Origin of the sequence: Clostridium sp. JS66 (assembly GCF_033561535.1) — a bacterium.
Lineage (GTDB): Bacteria > Bacillota > Clostridia > Clostridiales > Clostridiaceae > Clostridium_AM > Clostridium_AM carboxidivorans.
The window spans coordinates 3,150,229-3,174,361 of sequence record NZ_CP131467.1; the positions used below are offsets into that span (position 1 = coordinate 3,150,229).

The 24,133-nt window shown below is 29.0% G+C and carries 18 protein-coding genes and 2 pseudogenes; 2 read left to right on the plus strand and 18 right to left on the minus strand.

Annotated elements, in window-relative coordinates; genetic code table 11:
• Positions 1-90: 90 nt before the first annotated feature.
• The 9 genes and pseudogenes from Q6H37_RS14715 to Q6H37_RS14750 form a co-directional block, all read right to left on the minus strand.
• The gene (locus Q6H37_RS14715; RefSeq protein WP_318742870.1) at positions 91-2,001 is read right to left on the minus strand and encodes a bifunctional 4-hydroxy-3-methylbut-2-enyl diphosphate reductase/30S ribosomal protein S1; all 1,911 of its coding nucleotides are present in this window, start codon (positions 1,999-2,001) and stop codon (positions 91-93) included.
• Between the two features lie 16 nt (positions 2,002-2,017).
• The gene (gene cmk / locus Q6H37_RS14720; RefSeq protein WP_318742871.1) at positions 2,018-2,683 is read right to left on the minus strand and encodes a (d)CMP kinase; all 666 of its coding nucleotides are present in this window, start codon (positions 2,681-2,683) and stop codon (positions 2,018-2,020) included.
• A 183-nt stretch (positions 2,684-2,866) separates the two neighbouring features.
• Positions 2,867-4,090, minus strand: coding sequence for an NAD(P)/FAD-dependent oxidoreductase (locus Q6H37_RS14725; protein WP_318742873.1), 1,224 nt, complete (start codon positions 4,088-4,090; stop codon positions 2,867-2,869).
• Between the two features lie 184 nt (positions 4,091-4,274).
• Positions 4,275-5,633: an NADP-specific glutamate dehydrogenase gene (gene gdhA, locus Q6H37_RS14730; RefSeq protein ID WP_318742875.1), complete on the minus strand. Its 1,359-nt coding sequence runs from the start codon at positions 5,631-5,633 to the stop codon at positions 4,275-4,277.
• A gap of 160 nt (positions 5,634-5,793) precedes the next feature.
• Positions 5,794-6,672, minus strand: coding sequence for a MurR/RpiR family transcriptional regulator (locus Q6H37_RS14735; RefSeq protein WP_318742877.1), 879 nt, complete (start codon positions 6,670-6,672; stop codon positions 5,794-5,796).
• Positions 6,673-6,770: 98 nt separating this feature from the next.
• Positions 6,771-6,935: a DUF4264 family protein gene (locus Q6H37_RS14740; RefSeq protein ID WP_318733425.1), complete on the minus strand. Its 165-nt coding sequence runs from the start codon at positions 6,933-6,935 to the stop codon at positions 6,771-6,773.
• Positions 6,936-6,952: 17 nt separating this feature from the next.
• A pseudogene (locus Q6H37_RS14745) lies at positions 6,953-7,072 on the minus strand (class I SAM-dependent methyltransferase); the annotation flags it as partial.
• Positions 7,073-7,119: 47 nt separating this feature from the next.
• A pseudogene (locus tag Q6H37_RS29585) lies at positions 7,120-7,293 on the minus strand (class I SAM-dependent methyltransferase); the annotation flags it as partial.
• A gap of 192 nt (positions 7,294-7,485) precedes the next feature.
• Positions 7,486-8,190, minus strand: a complete 705-nt coding sequence (locus tag Q6H37_RS14750; RefSeq protein WP_318733427.1) for a pseudouridine synthase — start codon at positions 8,188-8,190, stop codon at positions 7,486-7,488.
• Positions 8,191-8,341: 151 nt separating this feature from the next.
• On the opposite strand from Q6H37_RS14750, the gene Q6H37_RS14755 reads away from it, so the two are divergent.
• Both Q6H37_RS14755 and Q6H37_RS14760 read left to right on the plus strand, forming a co-directional pair.
• Positions 8,342-8,974, plus strand: a complete 633-nt coding sequence (locus Q6H37_RS14755) for an undecaprenyl diphosphate synthase family protein (RefSeq protein WP_318733429.1) — start codon at positions 8,342-8,344, stop codon at positions 8,972-8,974.
• Positions 8,975-9,103: 129 nt separating this feature from the next.
• The gene (locus Q6H37_RS14760) at positions 9,104-9,271 is read left to right on the plus strand and encodes a CDIF630_02480 family spore surface protein (protein ID WP_007061036.1); all 168 of its coding nucleotides are present in this window, start codon (positions 9,104-9,106) and stop codon (positions 9,269-9,271) included.
• Between the two features lie 63 nt (positions 9,272-9,334).
• Here the strand turns inward: Q6H37_RS14760 and nifJ are convergent, their stop codons facing one another.
• The 9 genes from nifJ to Q6H37_RS14805 all read right to left on the minus strand — a co-directional run bounded on the left by nifJ (position 9,335) and on the right by Q6H37_RS14805 (position 24,133).
• Entirely contained in the window at positions 9,335-12,862 is a 3,528-nt protein-coding gene (nifJ, locus tag Q6H37_RS14765) for a pyruvate:ferredoxin (flavodoxin) oxidoreductase (RefSeq protein WP_318733437.1), read from the minus strand.
• A gap of 236 nt (positions 12,863-13,098) precedes the next feature.
• On the minus strand, positions 13,099-16,251 hold the full coding sequence (locus Q6H37_RS14770; protein WP_318733439.1) for an AAA family ATPase: 3,153 nt from the start codon (positions 16,249-16,251) through the stop codon (positions 13,099-13,101).
• A gap of 4 nt (positions 16,252-16,255) precedes the next feature.
• On the minus strand, positions 16,256-17,419 hold the full coding sequence (locus tag Q6H37_RS14775; protein WP_318733441.1) for an exonuclease SbcCD subunit D: 1,164 nt from the start codon (positions 17,417-17,419) through the stop codon (positions 16,256-16,258).
• A 198-nt stretch (positions 17,420-17,617) separates the two neighbouring features.
• Positions 17,618-18,115 (minus strand): SMI1/KNR4 family protein, encoded by a 498-nt coding sequence (locus tag Q6H37_RS14780; RefSeq protein ID WP_318733443.1) that lies wholly within the window; start codon positions 18,113-18,115, stop codon positions 17,618-17,620.
• 208 nt (positions 18,116-18,323) lie between these two features.
• On the minus strand, positions 18,324-19,013 hold the full coding sequence (locus tag Q6H37_RS14785; RefSeq protein WP_318733445.1) for a DUF3786 domain-containing protein: 690 nt from the start codon (positions 19,011-19,013) through the stop codon (positions 18,324-18,326).
• Between the two features lie 173 nt (positions 19,014-19,186).
• Positions 19,187-20,548 carry an MATE family efflux transporter gene (locus tag Q6H37_RS14790; protein ID WP_318733447.1) on the minus strand — a complete coding sequence of 454 codons (1,362 nt, stop codon included), beginning with the start codon at positions 20,546-20,548 and terminating at the stop codon, positions 19,187-19,189.
• Between the two features lie 615 nt (positions 20,549-21,163).
• Positions 21,164-22,186, minus strand: coding sequence for a spore photoproduct lyase (gene splB / locus Q6H37_RS14795; protein WP_318733449.1), 1,023 nt, complete (start codon positions 22,184-22,186; stop codon positions 21,164-21,166).
• 20 nt (positions 22,187-22,206) lie between these two features.
• Positions 22,207-23,439 carry an SGNH/GDSL hydrolase family protein gene (locus Q6H37_RS14800; protein ID WP_318733451.1) on the minus strand — a complete coding sequence of 411 codons (1,233 nt, stop codon included), beginning with the start codon at positions 23,437-23,439 and terminating at the stop codon, positions 22,207-22,209.
• A gap of 163 nt (positions 23,440-23,602) precedes the next feature.
• The gene (locus Q6H37_RS14805) at positions 23,603-24,133 is read right to left on the minus strand and encodes a 2-oxoacid:acceptor oxidoreductase family protein (protein ID WP_318733454.1); all 531 of its coding nucleotides are present in this window, start codon (positions 24,131-24,133) and stop codon (positions 23,603-23,605) included.

A 24,133-nucleotide genomic window follows, 5' to 3' on the forward strand; every position in this document is an offset into this window, starting at 1 on the left:
AAATACTATAGGGTTTATTCAACATGTATATAAAAAATGCGTGCTCTATATTTTATATTACACGCATTTTACAAAAATTATTCTAAAATATTAAATTTCATCTACTTCTTTAATACTTAATCCTATCTTTTTATTTTCTTTATTTACTTCTAATATTTTTGCTTTTATTTCTTCACCTATTTTTAAGGCATCTTCAGGCTTATTTATTCTCTTGTGACTTATTTGAGATATATGAACCAAAGCATCTACACCTGGTTCCAATTCAACAAAAGCACCAAAATTAGCAAAACGAACTACCTTTCCAAGAACTATATTTCCTACAGGATATTTAATATCTACATTAGTCCAAGGGTCCTCTATAGTCTTTTTAATAGATAAAGAAAGCTTTTTCTTCTCTTTGTCTATATCAAGTATATAAACTTTTACTTTCTTTCCTATTTTAAGCGAATCTTCAGGCTTTTCCACCCTGCCCCAAGATATTTCTGATACATGAAGAAGTCCGTCAACTCCTTGTACATCTACAAAGGCACCAAAATTAGTTAATCTCTTAACTTCACCTTCTACAACAGTATCCTTTTCTAGTGAATTCCATGTTCCTTGTTCTTTAACTTCTTTTTCTGATTTTAATAATTCTCTTCTTGAAGCTACTATTCTTCTTCCTTTTCTTTCTTCTTTAAATTCTATTATATTTACTTCTAGTTCTTTGCCTATATATGAAGAAAGATCATTTACATGAAAAAGTTCTACATGTGACGCAGGTATAAATATTCTTATACCCTTATAAGTTGCAACTAGTCCTCCCTTTACTGCATCTTTAACTAATACTTTTAATGAATTTTTATTTTCACTTGCTTCTTTAATTTCTTTAAAAGAACTTTCTCTTTGAATCTCTATTTTAGATAGAACTACATAACCATCTTCGTTTTTTCTTCTTATAACCTTAACTTCTAATTCATTTCCAACTTGAATTAAATCTGCTAAATTTAAATTATCATCCTTTGTTACTTCTGATTTAGGAAGTAAACCATCTGATTTATAACCTATATTTAGAAATGCTTCTTTTTCATTTACTGTAATTACAGTACCTGTAATTACTTGACCTACTATTATTTGTCTATCATTTTGTTCCATGTAAGCTAGCTGCTCACTCATTTCTAGATTTTTCCCTTCGCACATTTTTGAAATTGCCTCCTTTATTATCCAGTGAGGTGTTGAAGCACCTGCTGTAACACCTATAGTATTTATTTTAGAATTAATTATATCATCAGGTATTTCTCCTGAATTTTCAACATGAATAGTATTTGAGCAGTTATTTTTGCATATTTCATAAAGCTTAGTAGTATTAGAACTATTTCGTCCACCTAGAACCACCATAAAATCTACTTTTTTAGAAAGTTTTTCAGCCGAATTTTGTCTTAACTCAGTTGCACTACATATAGTGTTAAATGCAACAATTTCTTTACAATTTTTAACTATTATACTTAAAACTCTTTTCCAATTTTCCTGTTTTTCAGTGGTTTGTGAAACAACGCATATTTTTGAGGGCAAATTTTTTAAATCTGAACCATCCTTAGATATAATTGCTTTATTTTCACACCATCCATTAATACCTACAACTTCTGGATGATTTTTATCACCTACAATAAGTATGGAATAACCTAGTTTATAGTATTCATCAACTTTTTTATGTATATTTGCTACATAAGGACATGTAGCATCAATTATGTTTAAAGACTTGCTTTGCAGCAGTTCTATAGTTTTTCTTGGAACGCCATGGGATCTTATTATAACTATATCGTCTTTATTTAGATCATTTATAGTATTTAATTCTATTGGATATATATTTTTCTCTTTTAAGTAATTAACTACATCACTATTATGAATTAAAGGTCCTAAAGTAAAAACTTTCTTATTATACTTTTTTTGCACATTTTCTGCTTCTTCCACTGCCCTTTTTACTCCAAAGCAGAAACCAGCTTCATCTGCTAAAACAATTTTCACCTTCAATCACCTTCAATCATATTTGATTTTTTATATAGTTTTCTATGTAACCAGATATTACGCTGATTACATCATCTATAGATAGTTTGGAAGAATCTATTTCTACAGCATCATGAGCTTTTCTTAAAGGATTTACTTCCCTATTAGAATCTATATAATCTCTTTTTAGTATATCATTTAGTATGTTATTATATTCTACAGCAATGCACTTTTCCTTAAGCTCTTCATATCTTCTTTTTGCTCTTTCTTCTGCACTAGCAGTTAAAAAGAACTTAAGAGGAGAATCTTTTAAAACTACAGTACCAATATCTCTTCCATCCATTATCACATCATATTTATTTGCTATATCTTGCTGGAGTTTTACAAGTATTTCTCTTACTTCAGGTATAGCAGCATAATTAGATACATTATTGCTTACTTCAATGTTTCTAATTTCTTCGCTTACATCTTCACCATTAACTATCAGTGATTCACCTTTAAAATACATATCCAGAGAATTTGTAAGAGCACATACAGAATTAACATCTTTATAATTTATATTATTCCTTAAGCACATTAGTGTAACAGCCCTATACATAGAACCAGTATTTATATACATTAAATTAAATTTAGTAGCTATAATATTAGCTATTGTACTCTTTCCTGCGCCAGCAGGTCCATCAATTGCTACAGAAATACTCAAATTTTCATTCCGCCTTTCTAAAAAGTAACATAAATATATATATTTTGTCATTTGCTTTATAACACATATCTTATATATATTCTATAAAAAAATATAAAATCCTTTATTTTATTCCATAATTTATTAAATAAAAACCTATTAAATCTTAATACTCATTTAAGCACTTGTATTTAAATAATTTCTTTATTCATCTATTTTAGTACCTGCTAAATAACCTGTTGAGAGGGCTATCTGTATATTAAACCCACCTGTATAGGCATCTACATCAATAATTTCACCAGCAAAATATAAATTATTTAATATTTTAGATTTCATTGTAGAAGGATCTATTTCTTTAACATTTACACCTCCAGCAGTAACTATTGCCTCTGCTATAGGTCTAAGGCCTTTTACATTTAATGGTAGTTTTTTAACTAAATTCACTAAATTTTTTCTTTCTTCTTTTGTAATTAAATTTACCTTTTTAATTGGATCTATTCCTGAAAGAGCAATTATTATACTTATAAGTTTTTTGGGAAGAAGTTCATCTAGAGAATTTTTAAAATCCTTATTTAAACATTTAGAAAAATCTTTTTGTATTCTCTTATCTAATTCTTCATTTGATAGTGCAGGTTTTAAATCAATAATAGCTTTTAAATTATTAGATTTGTTTATGATCCTACTTGCACTCAAAACTATAGGACCTGAAATACCAAAATGAGTAAAGAGCATTTCTCCAAAATCCTTATAAAGAATTTTCTTTTTGCTATCCTTAATAGTTAATTCTACATTTTTCAAAGAAAGACCTTGCAGTTCTTTTACCCAATCTTCTTCTATTTCGATAGGAACTAATGAAGGCATAAGATTTGTTACATTATGTCCTAGCCCCTGTGCAATTTTAAAACCTTCACCAGTGGAACCAGTTTGAGGATAAGAAACTCCACCTGTACACAATACGAAATCATCACCTTTAATAGTTGAACCATCTTCAAGTTGTACTGCATTTATTATATTATTTTCAAATACAAATTTTTTAACCTTTGTATTTAATCTTATATCCACATTATTTTTTCGTAAAGCTTTCTCTAATGCACTTATTATATCGGAAGATTTATCGGATTTTGGAAATACCCTATCTCCTCTCTCTACTTTTAATTCAACATCTAAATTTTTAAAAAAATTCATTGTGTCTTCATTAGTAAATGTATAAAGAGCACTATATAAAAAAGTAGAATTACCTGGTATGTAATCAAAAAAATCATTTATATCTTTAGCATTAGTTACATTACATCTTCCTTTTCCTGTTATGTATAATTTTTTTCCAAGTTTTTCGTTTTTTTCAATCAATATAGTATTATGTTTTTTAGATGCAGCTATTGCAGCCATCATGCCTGCAGGACCACCACCAATTACTATAACTGTTGACATAAATTCACCACCTTAAATTTAATCAATTATAATATTAATGTATTAAAATAGTTTATGCAAATTGGAAATAAAAGATTTGATATCATGAAGCGTTCCTTAAATTTAATTTAGATTATTCATAATCAAATAAAAGAAGACGAATCCAACAAATGAATTCGTCTCTTAAATCTAAACTTGCTTAAAATTAGTAGTTTCCTTGTGAATGCATTGCATCAGCAACTTTTACAAATCCTGCAACGTTAGCTCCAGCAACTAAGTTATATCCAAAGCCATAAGTTTCAGCTGCATCTTTACAATTGTTGTATATATTAACCATTATTTGATGAAGTTTTGCATCAACTTCTTCTGCTGTCCATGATAATCTTTCACTATTTTGTGACATTTCAAGAGCTGAAGTAGCAACTCCACCAGCATTAGCAGCCTTAGAAGGTCCTACTATAACGCCATTTTTCTGGAAGTATTCAACTGCTTCATTTGTACATGGCATATTAGCAACTTCACAAACCATTTTAATTCCGTTTGCAACTATTTGTTTAGCATGTTCTAATTGTACATCATTTTGAGTAGCAGCTGGCATTACGATATCAACTTTAACTCCCCATGGTTTTTCTCCCTTGAAGAATTTAACTCCAAATTTGTCAGCATAATCTTGTACTTTATCTCTTCCAGATGCACGCATTTCAAGCATATAGTCAATTTTTTCTCCTGTTACTCCTTCTGGGTCATAGATATATCCATCTGGACCTGAAAGTGTTACAACTTTACCACCTAATTGTGAAACTTTTGTACATATTCCCCATGATACATTACCAAATCCTGATATTGCAACTGTTTTACCTTTAAAGTCTGTTCCTTCGTGTTTAAGCATTTCTGAACAATAATAAGTTGCACCAAATCCTGTAGCTTCTGGTCTTATTAAACTTCCACCATAAGACATTCCTTTTCCTGTAAGAACTCCATTTTCAAATGCTCCACGTATTCTTCTATATTGTCCATAAAGATATCCTATTTCTCTTCCGCCAACACCGATGTCTCCTGCTGGTACATCAACATCTGGTCCTATATGTCTGTAAAGTTCAGTCATAAAGCTTTGGCAGAATCTCATAACTTCATTATCTGACTTTCCTCTTGGGTCAAAGTCAGAACCACCTTTACCTCCACCTATTGGAAGTCCAGTTAATGAATTCTTTAATATTTGTTCAAAACCTAAGAATTTGATTATTCCTATGTACACTGATGGATGAAATCTTAAGCCACCCTTATAAGGTCCTATGCATCCATTGAACTGTACTCTAAATCCACGATTAACTTGAACTTTTCCTGCATCATCAACCCATGGAACTCTAAATACAATTTGTCTTTCTGGTTCACAGAATCTCTCTAAAAGATTTTCCTCAACATACTCTGGATGTTTTTCAAATACTGGTCCCAAAGAAGCTAAAACTTCTTCTACTGTTTGTAAGAATTCTGGTTCATTACTATTTCTCTTTTTTACTTTTTCTAGTACCTCATTGATATAATTTTGTACATTTTCTTTTGTCATTATAAACCCTCCCCATGATAATTAAAATATATTTATATGATATCCTTTACTCTATATAATATTCAACAAAAAATTCATTTTTCCTTCTTATTTTAAAAAAAATTTATGATTTTTGAAATTTTTAATTTATTATCAAGCTCGAGATACAACTTTTACTTCTTTATAAATCATTTTCCTTAAAGGAATACACTTGGTATTCTTGCCATATTCCTTCTAAATCAGCAAAAGTTTTAGATATTTTCTCTTTTTCTCTTAATCCTACTGCAATTATTAGTGCATTAATGACACTAAGTGGTGAAACTAATGAATCTACAAAAGAAGCCATATTGCTTTGAGCAATTAATGTATAGTCAGCTCTAGCAGCTAATGGTGAAAGTAAGCTGTCAGTAATTGCAGTAACTTTTGCACCCCTACTTTGTGCAAAGGATAGCGCTTCAATAGTTCTTGCCGCATATCTTGGGAATCCTATGCCTATAACCAAATCTTGATCTGTAACATTAATCATTTGCTCAAAAATATCACTTATACCGTAACTAACTACTTTTACGTTGTCCAAAATAAGATTTAAGTAGAATCCTAAAAATTCAGAAAGTGCTGTAGAACTTCTAAGACCTATTATATAGATTTTTTTAGCTTCAAATATGCTATTTACAACATCTTCAAAGGTCTTATGGTTTATTTTTTCAAGAGTTGCTCTTATATTTTCCATATCTGATTTTAATACACCCTTTAAAGCACTTTCTTCACTTACAAAGTCATTAGAAAGTTCAATTCTTTGAACTGTAGTAAGTTTATTTTTTATTAACTCTTGAAGAGCCTTTTGAAGTTTTGGATACCCTGAAAATCCAAGCTCATTTGCAAATCTAACTACTGTAGATTCGCTTACTCCTACACTAACACCTAACTTGGCTGCAGTCATAAATGCTGCCTTATCATAATGTTTTAAAATGTATTCAGCTATGAGTTTCTGTCCTTTACTTAACCTTGGAAACTTAACTTGAATGGTTCTCATTAAATCTTGCTTATTATTATCTTCCATAACTATTCAATCCCTTCTTCTCATCTTCATACTTTTGCAATATTTATTTCATTTTAACATCTATTGAACAAACTTTCAATAGATCTTTCAATTGTTAATCATTTTTCTTTGTAAATATTTACAATGCTCTTGTTCTCTTTTTCGCTTACACCTAAAACAATATTATATTCGCTTAAGTTTTTGTTCATAAAATCTACAATTTTATACATATCTTCATAGTGTACAAATTCTTTTGATGCTATTAATTCCAATTTATCTTTCATTTTTTTGCCTCCTAAGTTTATTTTTTTTCTATTACAATTAAAACGGGAGCATTTATATCCCTATTTACAAAAGAATGAAGCATTACTTCATATTTATCTTTTGGAAGATTCTTAACAAAGTTCATGAGTGCAGCTTCTTCTTTTTTTCCTCTTCATGTCCTCTGTAAACTGCAATAGTTACTAGTCAGCCTTTTTTTAATTTATTCAAACCACAGTTTAAACTTGTTAGAGTTGAAGAAGCTTTAGTAGTCAAATTTTTATTTCCACCTGGAAGAAATCCTAGATTGTAAACCAAGCAATCAATTTCTTCATTTATATGTACATTAAAATTTTCGTGAGAATCATTTATTAGTATAGTATTTTCTTTAGATTTTTTTTATAGTTTTTAATAACATCTAATTGAATGTTGAATGAGTATACTTTAATTGTTTTTTCTTTTGGTTTACTTTTATTTTTAATTAACATAATATAAAATATGTTAATATTATTTTTCATTTAAAATTAAGATTGTATAAAATTTTTAAAATATATACAATCTTAAACTACGCAATTATTTTATATTTTCCACTTCTTTATTACTTAAATATCTCCATTTTCCCAAAGGTAAATTTCCTAGTTTTATATCACCTATTTGTATTCTTTTTAATTCTAATACATGATGGTTTATAAAATCACACATTTTTCTTATTTGCCTATTCCTACCTTCATGTATAATTATCTCAACTTCACAATAATCTTTAAATTTTTTTATAACTTTAAATTTTGCTGGTGCTGTAATATATCCATCTATATTTATTCCTATTTCAAATTTTTTTATATCATTTTCTGTAGGAATTCCTTTAATTAATGCTATGTAAGTCTTATTTTTTTCTTGTTTTGGATGTATTATTTTGTTATATATGTCACCATCATTAGTAAGAAGTATCAATCCTGATGTATCATAATCCAATCTACCTATAGGATATATTCTTTCTGTAACATCTACTAAATCTAAAATGGTTTTCCTTCCCTTTTCATCTTTCACTGTGGAAACATATCCCTTTGGTTTGTTAAGTGCAATATATACTTTGTTCTTTTCTTTCTTTATTAATTTACCATCTAATGTTACTAAGTCCTTTTCCTCATCTATTTTAACTCCTAATTCATTCACAATTTTCCCATTAACCTTAACCCTAGCTTGCAATATAATTTCTTCACATTTTCGTCTAGAAGCTATTCCGCAAGCTGCCATATATTTTTGTAGTCTTTCTTCCATAAAGCTCACCTCCTTTGAAAATTACTATTAAATTATAAAACTATTTGTGAAAGTATACAACATAGTTAAAATAGTTATACTATTTTAGAATAAATCTTCTAACTTATGTTAATAATTACATTAATATCTGGTATTAGAAGGAGGAATTTAGATGAGACTTCCAAATCACATTGGTATTATACCTGATGGCAATAGACGTTGGGCTGTTAATCATGGATTAGAAAAAGAAGCTGGTTATACTTGGGGACTTCAACCTGGTATGGAAATATTCAAAATTTGTAAAGAACTTGGAATTAAGGAATTAACTTATTATGGATTCACTGTAGATAATACTAAAAGACCCAAAGTGCAGACTAAAGCTTTTACTGCAGCATGTGTAGAAGCTGTTAGAATGCTTACAAAGGAAGATGCTTCACTTTTAGTAGTGGGAAACTCCTCTTCTCCTATGTTTCCACGTGAATTATTGCCTTTCACAAAAAGGAAGTTTTTTGGTAAAGGTACTATGAAAATTAATTTTTTAGTGAACTATGGTTGGGAATGGGATTTATCACCTGTACACAATTTAGATAATAATACTAAACATTATTTAAAATCATCAGATATAAACAGAGTAGATTTAATAATAAGATGGGGCGGCAGAAGGAGGCTTAGCGGTTTTCTTCCTGTGCAATCTGTATATTCAGATTTTTATATTATTGATGATTATTGGCCTGATTTTAAAAAATCTCAACTAATGGATGCGTTAAATTGGTATAGTACTCAAGATGTTACTTTAGGAGGATAGTAAGTATTAAAAGCATTTTTATCAGTTTTAAAAACATTATGCTATTTTTGATATCTCAATATTGATGCAAATTTTCGAACTAATAATTTTTATAAATTTGAAAATAATAATGTTGAAAGGGTGATAACAATGAATAATGAAACAATAAAAAATAGTTCTTTTAAAACTCCTATTGAAAAGCATGACACTGCAGCTTGGGCAAACATTACTGAAACCAGACCTGTTAGCAATGTTTCTATTCCCAATGAATATGAAACTAGAAATGCAAAAGAATGGGTTGATTCAAATCAAAAATAAATAGCTTTAATTAAGAAGGGAGTCTCTTAAACTAAAGAAGACTCCCTTTCTATTTATAATATATTAAAATTTTTGTTCTGCTAATCTTTTATAGGTCTCATATCTTTCCTTTGCATGCTCTTCTGCTTCATTAAACATATCCTCTGCAATATCAGGAAATACATTCATAAGAGATGTATATCTTATTTCTCCATTTATAAAATCCTTGAAAGATTTTGTTGGTTCCTTTGAATCCATTATAAATGGATTTTTTCCTTCAGCTCTTAATTCTGGATTAAATCTATACATATGCCAATATCCTGATTCCACAGCTTTTTTTCCTTCCATAACACTAGTTGCCATACCAGATCTTATACCGTGATTAATACATGGCGCATAAGCTATTATAAGTGATGGTCCTTTATACTTTTCAGCCTCAATAAGTGTTTTTATAGTTTGATTCATATTAGCTCCCATGGATATTTGTGCCACATATACATATCCGTAACTCATAGCCATCATTCCTAGGTCTTTCTTCCTTATTTTTTTACCTGACGCTGCAAATTTGGCAACAGCAGCAGTTGGAGTTGCTTTTGAAGATTGCCCTCCTGTATTAGAATATACTTCTGTATCCATTACAAATAAATTTACATCATCACCTGATGCGAGAACATGATCTAATCCTCCATATCCAATATCATATGCCCATCCGTCTCCGCCTATTATCCATTGAGATTTTTTAACTAGAAAATCTTTTTTATCTAGTATTTCCTTTATTATTTCATTGCTGTTGTAATTATGATCATTTAAAATTTCAAGTATATTTTCTGAAACCGCCTTTGATGCTTCTCCATCATTCATGGCTCCAATCCACTCTTTAAATGCATCCTTTATTTTATCAGTTCCTGGAGAAGCTATATATTCTTCCATTAAATCTTTAAGTTTCTCCCTTATTTGTTTAACTCCTAAATACATACCATATCCATACTCTGCATTATCTTCAAAAAGTGAATTTCCCCAAGCAGGACCCTTTCCATCTGCATTTACAGTATAAGGTACTGATGGAGCACTTGCACCCCAAATAGAAGAACATCCTGTAGCATTTGCAATCATCATTCTTTCTCCAAATAATTGAGTAATAAGTCTTACATAAGGAGTTTCTCCACATCCTGGACATGCACCATTAAACTCCAAAAGTGGTTTTGCAAATTGGCTTCCTTTTACTGTCCCTTTATCCATAACAGTATCTTTATAAGTAATCTTATTTGTATATTCCCAATTTTCTGCTTGTTTTTCAATTTCATGTTCTGCTGGCTCCATAATAAGCGCTTTTCCTGGTGCTGGACATATATCTGCACAGTTTCCACATCCAGTACAATCCAATGGATCTACCTGAATACGATATTCAAATGTTTCTAAACCTTTACCAGCAGCTTTTTTTGTTTCAAAGGTATCCGGTGCATTTTTTACTTCTTCTTCATTCAATAAGAATGGTCTTACAGTAGCATGAGGACAAATATATGAACATTGGTTGCATTGAATACATTTATCTATTTGCCACTGAGGTATCATAACTGCAATGCCTCTTTTTTCATAAGCAGTAGTACCTAATGGGAATGAACCATCTTCCATTCCTGAAAATGCACTTACTGGAAGATTATCTCCTTGATGTCTTGACATCGGTATTTGAATATCCTTAACAAACTTGTTATCAACCTGAGGCTGTTCTTTATCTTCACTTGCATTTTTCCATGAATCTGGAACATTTACTTTTATAAGAGATTCTATTCCCTTGTCTACTGCAGCTTTATTCATTTCTACAATTTTTTCGCCTTTTTTTCCATAAATTTTTTCTATAGAATCTTTTAAATAATTTACTGCATTTTCTATTGAAATTATATTTGATAATTTAAAGAATGCAGATTGCATAATCATATTAATTCTTCCACCTAAACCTATTTTTCCTGCAATTGATACTGCATCTATAGTGTAAAAATTAATATTGTTTTCAGCTATATATTTTTTCATTGTTCCTGGAAGTTTTTCTTCTAAATCATTATCATCCCATGGACAATTAAGTACAAAAGTTCCACCTTTTTTTAATCCTTTTAGTACATCCTGTTGATATATAAAAGATTTATTATGGCATGCTATATAATCTGCACTATAAACTAAATAAGGAGATTTCATAGGCTTTTTACCAAATCTTAAGTGAGAAACAGTAGTTCCACCTGATTTTTTACTATCATAAGAAAAATAAGCTTGAGCATAAAGCTGAGTATTATCTCCTATTATTTTAATAGCACTCTTATTAGCTCCTACAGTACCATCAGAACCTAGTCCCCAGAATTTACAACTTACAGTTCCTTCAGGTGTAGTTTCTATAGGCTCTCCATTGGCCAGTGAAGTATTAGTTACATCATCTGTGATTCCAATTGTAAAGTTATCCTTAGGAGAAGAACTTTTTAAATTATTAAATACAGCTAATATTTGAGATGGTGTAGTATCTTTAGAACCTAATCCATATCTTCCTCCTACGATTAAAGGTTTATTATCATTTTTGTAAAATAAATGAACTACATCTAAATATAATGGTTCTGCCAATGCTCCAGGCTCTTTAGTTCTATCTAATACAGCTATTTTCTTTGTTGTAGTTGGAAGAACATTAAAAAAATATTTTTTTGAAAATGGTCTATATAAATGAACTTTTACACATCCTACTTTTTCTCCTTTATTCATGAGATAATCTACAGTTTCATCTATAGTGTCACATACAGATCCCATGGCAACTATCACATATTCAGCATCTGGTGATCCATAGTAATCAAAAGGATGGTATACTCTTCCTGTAATTTTTTCTATCTCTCTCATATAACTTTCTGTTATATCTGGTACTGCTTCATAAAATTTGTTTGAAGCTTCTCTACCTTGGAAATAAATATCTGGATTTTGTGCTGTTCCACGTACTACAGGATGTTCAGGATTTAAGGCTTTATCCCTAAATTCCTTAACAGCATTATAATCTACTATTTTATCTAATTCTTTATAGTCTATAACTTCTATTTTTTGATATTCATGAGAAGTTCTAAAACCGTCAAAAAAGTGTAAAAATGGTACTCTAGATTTAATTGCAGAAAGATGAGCAATACATCCTAGATCCATTACTTCTTGAACACTGGAAGAAGCTAAAAGTGCAAAACCTGTTTGACGACAAGCCATTACATCTTGATGATCTCCAAAAATTGATAGAGCATGTGCAGCAATTGCACGTGCTGTTACATGAAAAACTCCTGGTAAGTGTTCTCCTGCTATTTTATACATATTAGGAATCATTAATAATAATCCTTGTGATGCAGTATAGGTAGTTGTCAATGCACCTGCAGAAAGAGATCCATGCACTGCACCTGCTGCACCTGCCTCAGACTGCATTTCTGAAACCTTAACAGTTTGATTAAATAAATTTTTCTTTCCATGTGCTGCCCATTCATCAACGCCTTCTGCCATAGGTGTTGATGGAGTAATTGGAAATATAGCTGCTACTTCTGTAAAAGCATAAGAAGCATATGCAGCTGCAGCATTTCCATCCATGGTCTTCATAACTTTTTTTTCCATATATTAATCCTCCAAACTAATTTTATTTTCTATCTTATTGTTTGGAAGAAAAAGCGTATTATTCATGTTATTTGTGAATATTTAATATTTTTTAAGTTTACTTTTATTTTAGTTAACATAATATTTAATATGTATCTATATTCAACATAATTTATGAGCTTTAAGTAAGACTTATATGATAATTAAAATGTCATTTTAAACTCACTTAAAACTCATTAGAATTTTAGATTTCAAAACTATAATATATTAAATTTAGCAGTACTTCCTTCTGCACTAGGTATTATTTCAAGTCGTGCATCAATTCTTTCCTTAAGTTCAGGAACATGAGATATTATGCCTACAAGTCTTCCTGTATTTTGTAGATCCACAAGACACTGTATAGCATTTTCTAAAGATTCAGGATCTAAAGTACCAAAGCCTTCATCAATAAACATTGTATCTAAACTTATACCTCCAGAATAACATTGAACCACATCTGATAAACCTAACGCTAATGATAATGATGCCTTAAAACCTTCTCCACCTGAGAGTGTTTTTACATGTCTATACTTTCCTGTATAATTATCATATACTTGAAGTTCAAGTCCACTTTGAGTTAATCCTTTACCTTTTTGTTTAATTCTATCTAGTTCATACCTATTTTCACTCATTTTAGCAAATCTTATATTGGCCGCTTCTATAATATTATCAAAAAAGAAAGCCAGTACATATCTTTCAAAAGTCATCCTTTCACTATTATTACCTTTTGCGGCCTCTGACAAATCTCCAACTATGCTGTACTCTTTTTCTTTATCTTTAATTTCTTTATTTAATTCTCTTATACGTAAAAACGCATTACTATTTATTTCTATCTTTGCATGAAGTGCTACCTTTTGATTATCTAGTAATTCTCTTTCTTTCTTTATAATTTCATAATCATTTTCAAGAGTATTTACATTAACTAAACTTTTCCCTTCTATATCCTTCAGTATTTTTATATATCTATCTTTTATAGATTTTAATTCCTCATTAAAATCATTTATATACTTATTTAATTCCTCTTGTTTCCTTTCCGTAAGTTTTGATTCCTTATAATCCTGTAAATCTTTAAATCCTCTTTTAGTTATTGCTTCATTTAATTTGTTTTCTGAATCCTTTAGAGAAATTTCTTCTTCTTTTAAAGCTTTTATTATTCCTTCTTTTTCTATAACAAGTTTTTCATACTTAAGTTTTAAATTATTAAATCTTTCCTGTGACTCTTTTAATGCTTTTTCCATAGTAGTCTGCTTATATTCCATTTCTGTTATAGCATTTATTAAATTTTTTTCTCCACGAAACTTTTCAGGTATTTCTTGCTCTATTTGATTTAATGTGCCTTTCTCTCTTTCAACTACGCTTAAACTCAATTGATATTTATTATTTAATTTCTCCAAATCTTTTTCTAATTTCAATTGTAAATCTTTTTTTTCATTTAAAAGTTTCAGCAAATTATCACGATTATTTTTTTCTTTCTCCAACCTTTGTGCTTCTATGCTTAAACTTTTTCTATTTTCTTCAAAGTATAAAAGTTTCTCCTTTATAAAGCTAGTTAATTCATCTTTTGAAAGTGTCACTATATCATCCTCTATTAATGATTGAAGTTCCTCTTTCAATCTATTTACAATATTGTTTTGGGATCTACCTTCAACATCCGCTTCCATAAAACTTTTATTACTACTTTCAAACTTTTTTAATGTTTCCTCCAAATAATCTTTCTTTATCTTTAGCTCAGCTTCTGTAGGCACACCTTTCTCAAGTAGTGCTAATTTAGGATGGTGAACTGCTCCACAAACAGGGCACAGCATTCCCTCCTCTAAATTTTTTGCTAAAAGACCTGCTTGACCTTCTCTAAAAAGTCGTTCTAATTCTTTAAAATTAAGTTCTGCTTCTTCTAATATTTTTTTATCCTCTGCGGCCTTGTTTCTATATTTTAAATAATCGCCTCTAATTTTTACAAGTTTTTTATTTTCTGAATCCAAAGTATGAATTTTACTATATATTTCATTAATTTTTTCAAGCTGTGCATTTAATTTTATAAACTCTTCTGAGGACTTTCTAGCTAATTCTAATTCATTGTTATTATCATCTATATCCTTCTTTAACTTTTCTATTTCCTGTTTTTTTAAAAGTTTATCTTGTTCTATTAACTTTAAGTTCTTATCTAAAATCTTCAAACTTTCTGCTTTCTTTTCAAAATCCTTAACTTTACTTATATGTCCTTTTAATATAGCTGTATCTTCTAAAAGTTTTTTTCTTTCCTCTTCCCTAGAACTTTCAAATTTAAAACTTTCTTCTGCCTTCTTTAAATTTTCTGCATCTAACTTTATACCCTCTTGCTTTTGTAAAAGTTCTAGTTTTTTTGACTCTAATCTTTTTTCCTTTTCAATACAATTTTCTTCTATACCAACTATTTCACCAGCTTTTCTAGCCTTTAAAAGTATAGTTTTCTTTTCTTCTATGGTACTTTCTTTATCTTCTAAAGACTTTTTATGAATTTCTATGGCATCTTTTTCTTTAAACTTTTTGTTATTTTCTATTGCTTCTAAAATTTCTTTCTGTTTTTCTTCTAAAAGCTTTTCCTTTTTACTTATAGACTTTTCAATAATATTCTTTCTTTCATTATTACTTTCGATATATAGCTTTAATTCCTCTATAATAGAAGACACATTTTTATTCTCGCTTTCCACTAATTCAACTAATACTGCATTATCATTACACTGCACAGTACCTATGATTTCATTTTGCTTATGCTCCAGCTCATTAACATTTCTCTTAATTTTCCCAGCCATTTCATTAAGTTTTATTTCCACTAATTTGTAAGCTTCTGTGCCAAAAATTTTTTGAAGTATTTTTTCTCTATCTTTACTTTCTGAAGTTAGAAGTTTTCTAAATTCTCCTTGAGGTATCATCATAATTTGTTTGAATTGTTCATAATTTATACCCATAATTTCATTTATTTTTTCATTTACGTTACTTACTCCTGAAATTACTTTAACATCACCGTTTTTTTCAAATACCTTCATCTCAGCATCTGTTTTTTGCTCAGTTACTCCTTGTCCTCTAGCTTTTCTTTTTTCTTGCTTTGGTATTCTTTTTATGTAATATTCAACACCTCTAAGATGAAATTCTAGTTCTACAGAAGTTAAAGTATCAATATCTGCAAATTGACTTCTCAAGCTTTCTGAATCTCTATCCTCCCCACTGGCTTCTCCATATATAGCATAACTTAAACCATCAAAAATTGTAGTTTTACCTGCTCCTGTTGGACCTGTTATTAAAAATATGTTTCTTCCATCTAACTTAGTAAAATCTATTTCTTCCTTCTTGGCATATGGTCCAAAAGCTGTCATAGTCAATTTTAAAGGTCTCATATTATTACTTCACTCCTTTCTTTTCTACACTTTTTAATACTTTTATTAAAACTTCCTTTTTTTCTTCAGTAAATTCTCTTCCTGTTATATTTGTATAAAATTCATGAAAAAGTTCTAACATTGTTTTATTATTATAGTCTTCTTGTATTGAATTTCTTCCATTTTCCACTTTTCTATTAAAAGAATTTCTTGTAAGCTTAAGCACATTAGGATAAACTGTTCTAAGTTTGCTCATAGGCTCTATAAGTTCGCACTCATCCGTTAAATCTACATAAATATAATCATTGATATTTGTATCCTTGTAAACCTCAGGATTTAATAAATCTTCCATTTTTCCTTTTATAACCCTCATATCCTTATGAGGAATAAGACTCTTAAGTTCTATATTTACTTCTCCATTTTTATCTAAATTAACTATAGTAATAGATTTTTTTTGTTTAAATTCGGAAAAAGAATATTTAAGTAATGAACCAGAATATCTAACTTTATCACACCCTACCTTTTGAGCGCCATGTAAATGCCCTAATGCAGTATAATTAAAAGAATTAAAATTTTCTATATCTATAAATTCTGTTCCACCTATAGAAAGAGGCCTTTCAGATTCACAAGTATCCCTTTCACCTGCACCTATTACAAATCCGTGAGCTATGAGTACATTTCTTTTGTTTGCATTCATAGTTTCTTTTATAGAACCTATTATACTTTTCATAGCTTCATTATGATTGTGTATATCTTCATTCTCCATTACATGTCTTACTTCTGCTGGATCTGCATAAGGAACTGGGTAAAAATTAACTTCTCCATATTCATCTTTTATTACTATTGGATTAAAACTTTTTCTTAACCTGCCACAAATATATAAACCTTTATTTTTTAAAATTTGACTGGCAAAACCAACTCTGTCTCCACTGTCATGATTACCTGCAATAGCAACTATAGGAACATTTAAATCTACAAGTATTTTTGTAAAAACTCTATCCAAAAGATCTACTGCAGCAACTGGAGGAACTGATCTATCATATAAATCTCCTGCAATAACTATAACATCAGGTTTTTCCTCTTCAATTAATTTTATAAACTCTTTTAAAATATACTCTTGATCTTCAATCATTTGTACCTGATGTACCATTTTACCTATATGCCAATCACCTGTATGAATTATCTTCATTAAAACTTTCCCTCACTTTTCTATTAATTAACTTTGCAAATACCTTTTAAATTACCTTTTTGTTTTCTTAAACTTTTACTACAGCAACATAAAATTATGTAAGCTGATACACTTATATTATAACGTCAAAAAAATAAAAAAGCATAGAATATGCTCTAGAAAAAGCACCCATTCTATGCATTAATTATTTTTCATTAATTATTTTTTACATAATTTTTCTCTACTATAGCAAACCATATTACGAAATTTTTCAAAAGAACTTGATACAAAGCTAAAATTCTCCTCCATCCACTCTTCTAAAGATCTTTCTTTTAATTGTGATGGTGTAATATCCTCAATGCATAAAGCTTCTTCATGTTCCATATATAATATAACTGGCTCATTTGTACTTCCTAGATAATCAAATAGTAATACATCCCCATTTAAAGTTGATGCAAATGGAATAATTTTTTTTGTATCTAATATTCTATCATTGAACATTTTACTAAAATTCACAAATTCTTCTTCTATCATCCTCTGAAAATTAAAAGTAATTAATCCATACCCAGGAATATCTACTTGATAATCTATAATTTCTGGATACATTTGCTCATTTTTAATTACTATTTCTTTATATGTATTTGGAAATTTTATTTCAAAATAGCTTTCAATTTTTTCTATACTCTCAGTGTTATACAGTGATTCTTTTTTGCTCATAATCTATTCCCCCATATTTAAAATTCTCTAAACGTTATCATTTTTAACTTATTCATACAAAAATAAAAGATTGTGAAAAACACCTAAAACATATTTATCCTAATTATCATTTAAATTGAATTTAATGATTACCTTGTCTTTACAGGAACCTTATACCATATATTTCGGCGATTTTAGGAAATACTGTATAACATTTTTTTATTACAGCTTAATTTATTTCATACCCATCTTTAGTTTTCTTTTGATAAAGCCCTATCCAGTTAGGTATTTCCCCCTTGTTTTTCAACAATTCTATAGCCACATCTCCTACTACAGCTAAATCCTCAGCATTAAAGTAATACTGTATATTTCTATCAAAAAGTATATTTGAGGAAGCTTCTAGTTCGTCATCCCCCTGCCATACTATAAATGTTATATATACATTATTTATAAATTCAAATCTACAAGCTGCATCACCCTTTTTTATCAATTTGCCACCTATAGATATAGTATTCTCTTCTAGCTCTTTTAAGTCATTACCAAAAATCTTAGCCAACTTCAATATAGTCCTATTATAGAAATTTCTATAATAAACTAATCCACCTGGTATTTCCTTATAAGTTATGTCCTGATTAAAAGCAGGCACATTTTTTGAATTTACAAGATATCTTAAAACTAAAGTTTTTATAGTATATGCTTTTATTTCCTTCTGTATTTTCATATCATATACAGTTCCATAGGGATGCTTTACAATATAGTTTCTTCCCATAATCTTTACTTTAAAATAGTGTTCATCTTTATTATAATAAATTCCTGATTGCTCAGATATTTGAAATGGGTCTTCTTTTTCAAATATACTTTGTATGTATTCATAAGGAACTCTTCCTTGTCTGTCGTCTTCCAATTCAATATTATTCATAAGCTATCCATAGAGAATTTACTTACAATAATTTTATAAATTCTCTAAGATTCACCTCCTTTTATAATTTATGTACATACTATTTACAAAGTTTATCATGTTTTCTATAATACTTCAATATATGGCTAATAGTATAAATTTCAAACATTTTCACATTACTACCATATTATTATCTAATGAATTTTTGAAAAAAATAATTTATTTCTACTATTTAGCTTTTTCTCAAATAATATAAGCATCAATATTGCATCAACTCCCCACTGTATGACTGTAACCCACCATACATAAATTACGGAAAGTTTTAAAAAATGTATAAAATAAAATATTAAAGGCAATCTTATAATCCAACTAGTCATTAGAGAGACTATAAGAGGTGTTTTAGCATCACCTGCACCTTTTAACGCACTAGAAAATACTGTTGATATCGCTATAGATGGCTGCTCAAAGGCTCCTATGAAAAGACATAAAGATGCTAAATATATAATTTTCTTTTCCCCTTCATCTATAAATAAATTTACCAATATTCCTGGCATCACTAAAAATACTGCTGAAAAAAAGCCCATCATTAATACTGCACTTATTGCACATACATATGTATACTCCCTTGCTTTTTTATAATTTTTTTCTCCTACTTTAATTCCTACTAAAGTAGTTGCAGCTACTCCAAATCCCATACCCGGCATAAAAGAAAGGGATTCAATAGTATTTGCAATTTGATTAGATGCAAAGGCAATATTTCCTGAATGCATAATAATAAATGTACAAAGTAACCTACTTAATCCAAATGCAGCATCCTCCATTGAAGATGGTATAGAAAGTAATAAAATATTTCTTATTTTTGATACTTTTAAACAAAAAATGTATCTAAGTTTTATTTTTACATAGGATTCTTTAATAAAATAAATTAATACAACAATAAATCCAGCAGCTTGAGAACATATAGAAGCTATTGCTGAACCCATGATACCCAACTCTGGAACAATTATTCCAAATATCAATATTACATCTAGCAGCAACTTTACTATAGTAATAAAAGCTGCTATTAAAAATGGAGTGTAGGTATTTCCATATCCTCTTAATATAGAATTTATAACATTAGTCATCATATTAAAAAATATAGCTATAACAGTAATTTTGGTAAATGCATTACTTAAATCCAATACCTTTCCCTTTGTACCAGCCAAAAATAATATATTTCTACTAAACTTAAATAATATGTAACATAGAAAAATAGAAAATATTACCCCTAAGAAAAAACCTATAGACGCATATTCCTGAGCTGAAGATTTCTCCTTTGCACCTATGCTTCTTGAAACAAAAGAAGTTATTCCTACAGAAATACCTACTACTATAAAAATATTTACACAAGTATTCAATATTTCATTACTTATTCCCACAGCACTTACAGCAATGCTTCCTCCATATTTGCCAATCATCATGGTATCAAATATGGACATAAATGTATAAAGAGTACTTTCACCTACTGCTGGAAGTGATATATCTAAAACTTCTTTAATGGTATTTTTATTTAACATGGTTAACCACCTTTTTATAATTTCTTGATTTCCTTCCATATTTTTAAATATATTAGTAAGTTGTTGTTTTTAATATAAAATTTATTTGAAATTATAAATTTTTGAAGTATTTATATATACCACGGAAAAATATAGATGATTTTCAGAAAAATGAATATTTAATAACGGAGATGTTTTAACAAATTTCCATATTGCAGACATACTAACAATTTAATCTTAAATATTGAACTAAAATATTTAATTCTATCAATGTTTTCTAAGGCAACGTACAGCAATGAAATATATTGCAGCAAGACCCCCAATAGCTACACATATCAACGCTATAATGTTACCATACATTTTAAAATCACCCCAATTTTCACTTTTTTTAAACTTTTAGTTTATTTCTCATTAAAATATGGTATACTATCAATAAGAAGCTGTTGAGAGTTTTGTATTAATTCATGGTTTAAAATGATTTACTTTATAGTAGGATGCTTTTGCGAGAAGCATCCTTTTACTTTTTTGAAACTTTATCTTTAATTTTATCTTTGTCTTCTGCAGTAATAGCTATTTCATTGTTTGCCCATTATAATACATTATAAACGACTTATATTTTAACACAAAAATAAATAATTAAATGATATACTTAACTTCTTTGTTGTTAAATAATTCTTCTATTTCTTTCATAAAAAATTCCTTTATTTCATCTAAACTTTCCTTGGGATATACATATTTTCCATATCCAAATTGTCCATATTTAAATTTACGTTCTTCATCATTCATTGGTAATTCATTTTTAGGAAATACTTGAATTATTATATTTTTGGCTGTTGTAGTATATCTATGTGATATAACTTCGAAGGTTATTGGAAATTTCAAATCATTTGGAAGCTTTTTTCTTAATTGCAGCAATAAATCATGGTATTCCTCTTTCCAATTATCATAAATAAATACAGGCGCAATTAAAAAACCAACTGGATATCCAGCCTCTATAGCTTTTATGCTTGCTTCTATTCTTTTGTCACGAGAAGCTGTAAAATGTTCATACTTATTTATAACTGAAGATGTATTAATGCTAAATCTTATTTCTGTATGTTCATTATGCTCTAAATCAAGTAATGAATCTATATCATTATATTTGGTTACAAATCTAAATCTAGCATTTTTCCTTTCTCCAAAAAATACTACTGCTTTTTCTAAAGAATAACTATAAGGTTCTACAGATACAGGATCAGATGTAGCTGCTCCCTCAAATATGGTTATATCAGGTAATCTTTCATCTATATATTTTTGTGCTTGATTTAATATATCATCTATGTTTACATGAATTTTTACAAATGGTTTATCACCTAATTTAGTATTCAAATAACAATACTCACATTGACCCATGCATCCTGATACTAAAGGGAGCTGGTAATGAGCTGAAGGTTTACAGGATTGAAATTTTAAGCTTTTCTTAACTCCAACAACTAAAGTCTTCTTACCTTCCCTATAATAAGAAAATAAGTCCTCACCTGGAATATGCTGTTTTATTTTATTGGAAGTTAGCTTTATAATTTCAATACCATCCTTATTTTTAAACCTATTGAGAATATTCTTAGCCATGCTATATTCTAGAGAATCTTTTTCAAATATAATTCTTTTTGGTACAAACATATCTTCACCTCTATCTAAATTTACTTTAAATTATCATAAATAATATCTCCAATATATTTATAACCTTTATCACTTGAATGTGCAGTATTTGTTCCACTAGCTCCTGAATAATCATTAATTGCCATTCCAAATAATCCTGCCTTTTGTGCAGTAGCATAATCCTTAAAATAAGCCTTATAGATATCTATAAGTCCTGTATTATAAGTATCTGCTATTTCATATAATGCCGTTATATAAGCAGACCAGTTTGTTGTCCATAAATCTGTAGGTTTTTGATTTGCTATTATACACACATTACTTCCCCTTCCCTGCCAGTAGGTTACTAAATCTATCATTCTTTCTTTATATTTTTCAACAGGAACATGATTTCCTGCATCATTAATACCAAAAGATAAAATCACTAAATCTGGCTCTTTTGAAGTATTCCAAATTTTTTTGCTTAAGTCTGTAGTAAAATAATTTGCTTGTTTACTTGAAATTGCCATCTTATCTATCTCTATACCTGTTTTACTTGACGAAGCAATTGCACCTTCTATAAAAACACTTGATGTTGTATTTGGTGTTATTATCAATTTATGAATGCCTTGTGATAATCCATAATAAGAAGCTCTGTATGAAAAACTTGTTTCTTCACCTAAACAATTTATGGTATCTACTTTTTTATCATCAATTGTTATAAGAGCTGTTCCTCCATCCTTTCTCTTAGAATATATTAAATCTAAATCTGTTCCAGTAAAAGTTAAGATTGCAGGTGAACTACTTTTATTAGATGTTCCATAGCATCCACCAAAACCTCCTACATTAGACATAAAAGTATTAGAGGCCCCTGGCACACTCCACTCTTTTCCTAATGTCCATCTTGGTTTGGTACCAGAAGGCAGAGCACCTTCATAAATACTAATAAAACCTTCTCCAGCATTTCCAAATTGTTTTTGTAGTGATGATTTCATTATACCAACCCAGGACTTATTTACCTCATCACTGGAATATTCTCCTCTCATACTGGATTCACCTATACAATATATTCTTATCTTTTGTGTATTTGAATTTTTTAATTTACCTTTATATTTTGATAAAGCATTATTTATATTGTGTCCATATTTTTTATAAGGTGATTCTTCTTCAATTACTTTAGTATTTTGTTTAACTTTTTTTGATAAATTAGTTTTTATTCTTATATTTATAAAAATCGTTATAAAAAATATAAATACAATTGAAATAATAATAAGTAATGATTTCTTCAAATTCAGCACCCCTTATGAATTCCAATGACTTACTTTAACATATTTCTTTCAATTTCTAAGTCTTTATATACTTTAATATGTCTAAAAGCTTTAAATTAAATGCATGTCAATAATAAATTGTAAAATAAAAAACTACTTAGTACGCGTACTAAGTAGTTTTTTATTTTACAATTTATTTTACAAAATCTATTCCTTTTTGAATAGCATTTTTATTTGACTCGAAGAATTTTTCTTTTCCATGTGCCTTTAGTGAATCTAATAAAGCTTCTATGGAAACTATTCCTGTTTCCTTTACTAGTGCTCCTAAAAGTATCATGTTTGCTATCTTTTTACTTCCTATTTCTTCTGCTATTGTTTGGGCTGGTATTGATATTACCTTTACATCTTTTCTCTTTGGAACTATATCTACCAAATCTGAATCCATTATTATAAGACCATTTGGCTCTACTATATTTTCAAATTTTTCTAAAGAAGGTCTATTCATTACAACTATTGTATCAGCCTTTGTTACTATTGGTGAGCCTATTGCTTCATCTGTTAGTATTACTGAACAGTTAGCTGTACCTCCTCTCATTTCTGGTCCATATGATGGTAACCATGAAACATTTAAATTAGCATCCATTCCTGCATATGCTAGGAACTTACCCATTGATAATATACCTTGTCCGCCAAATCCAGCGAAAATTATTTGTTGTGATGCCAT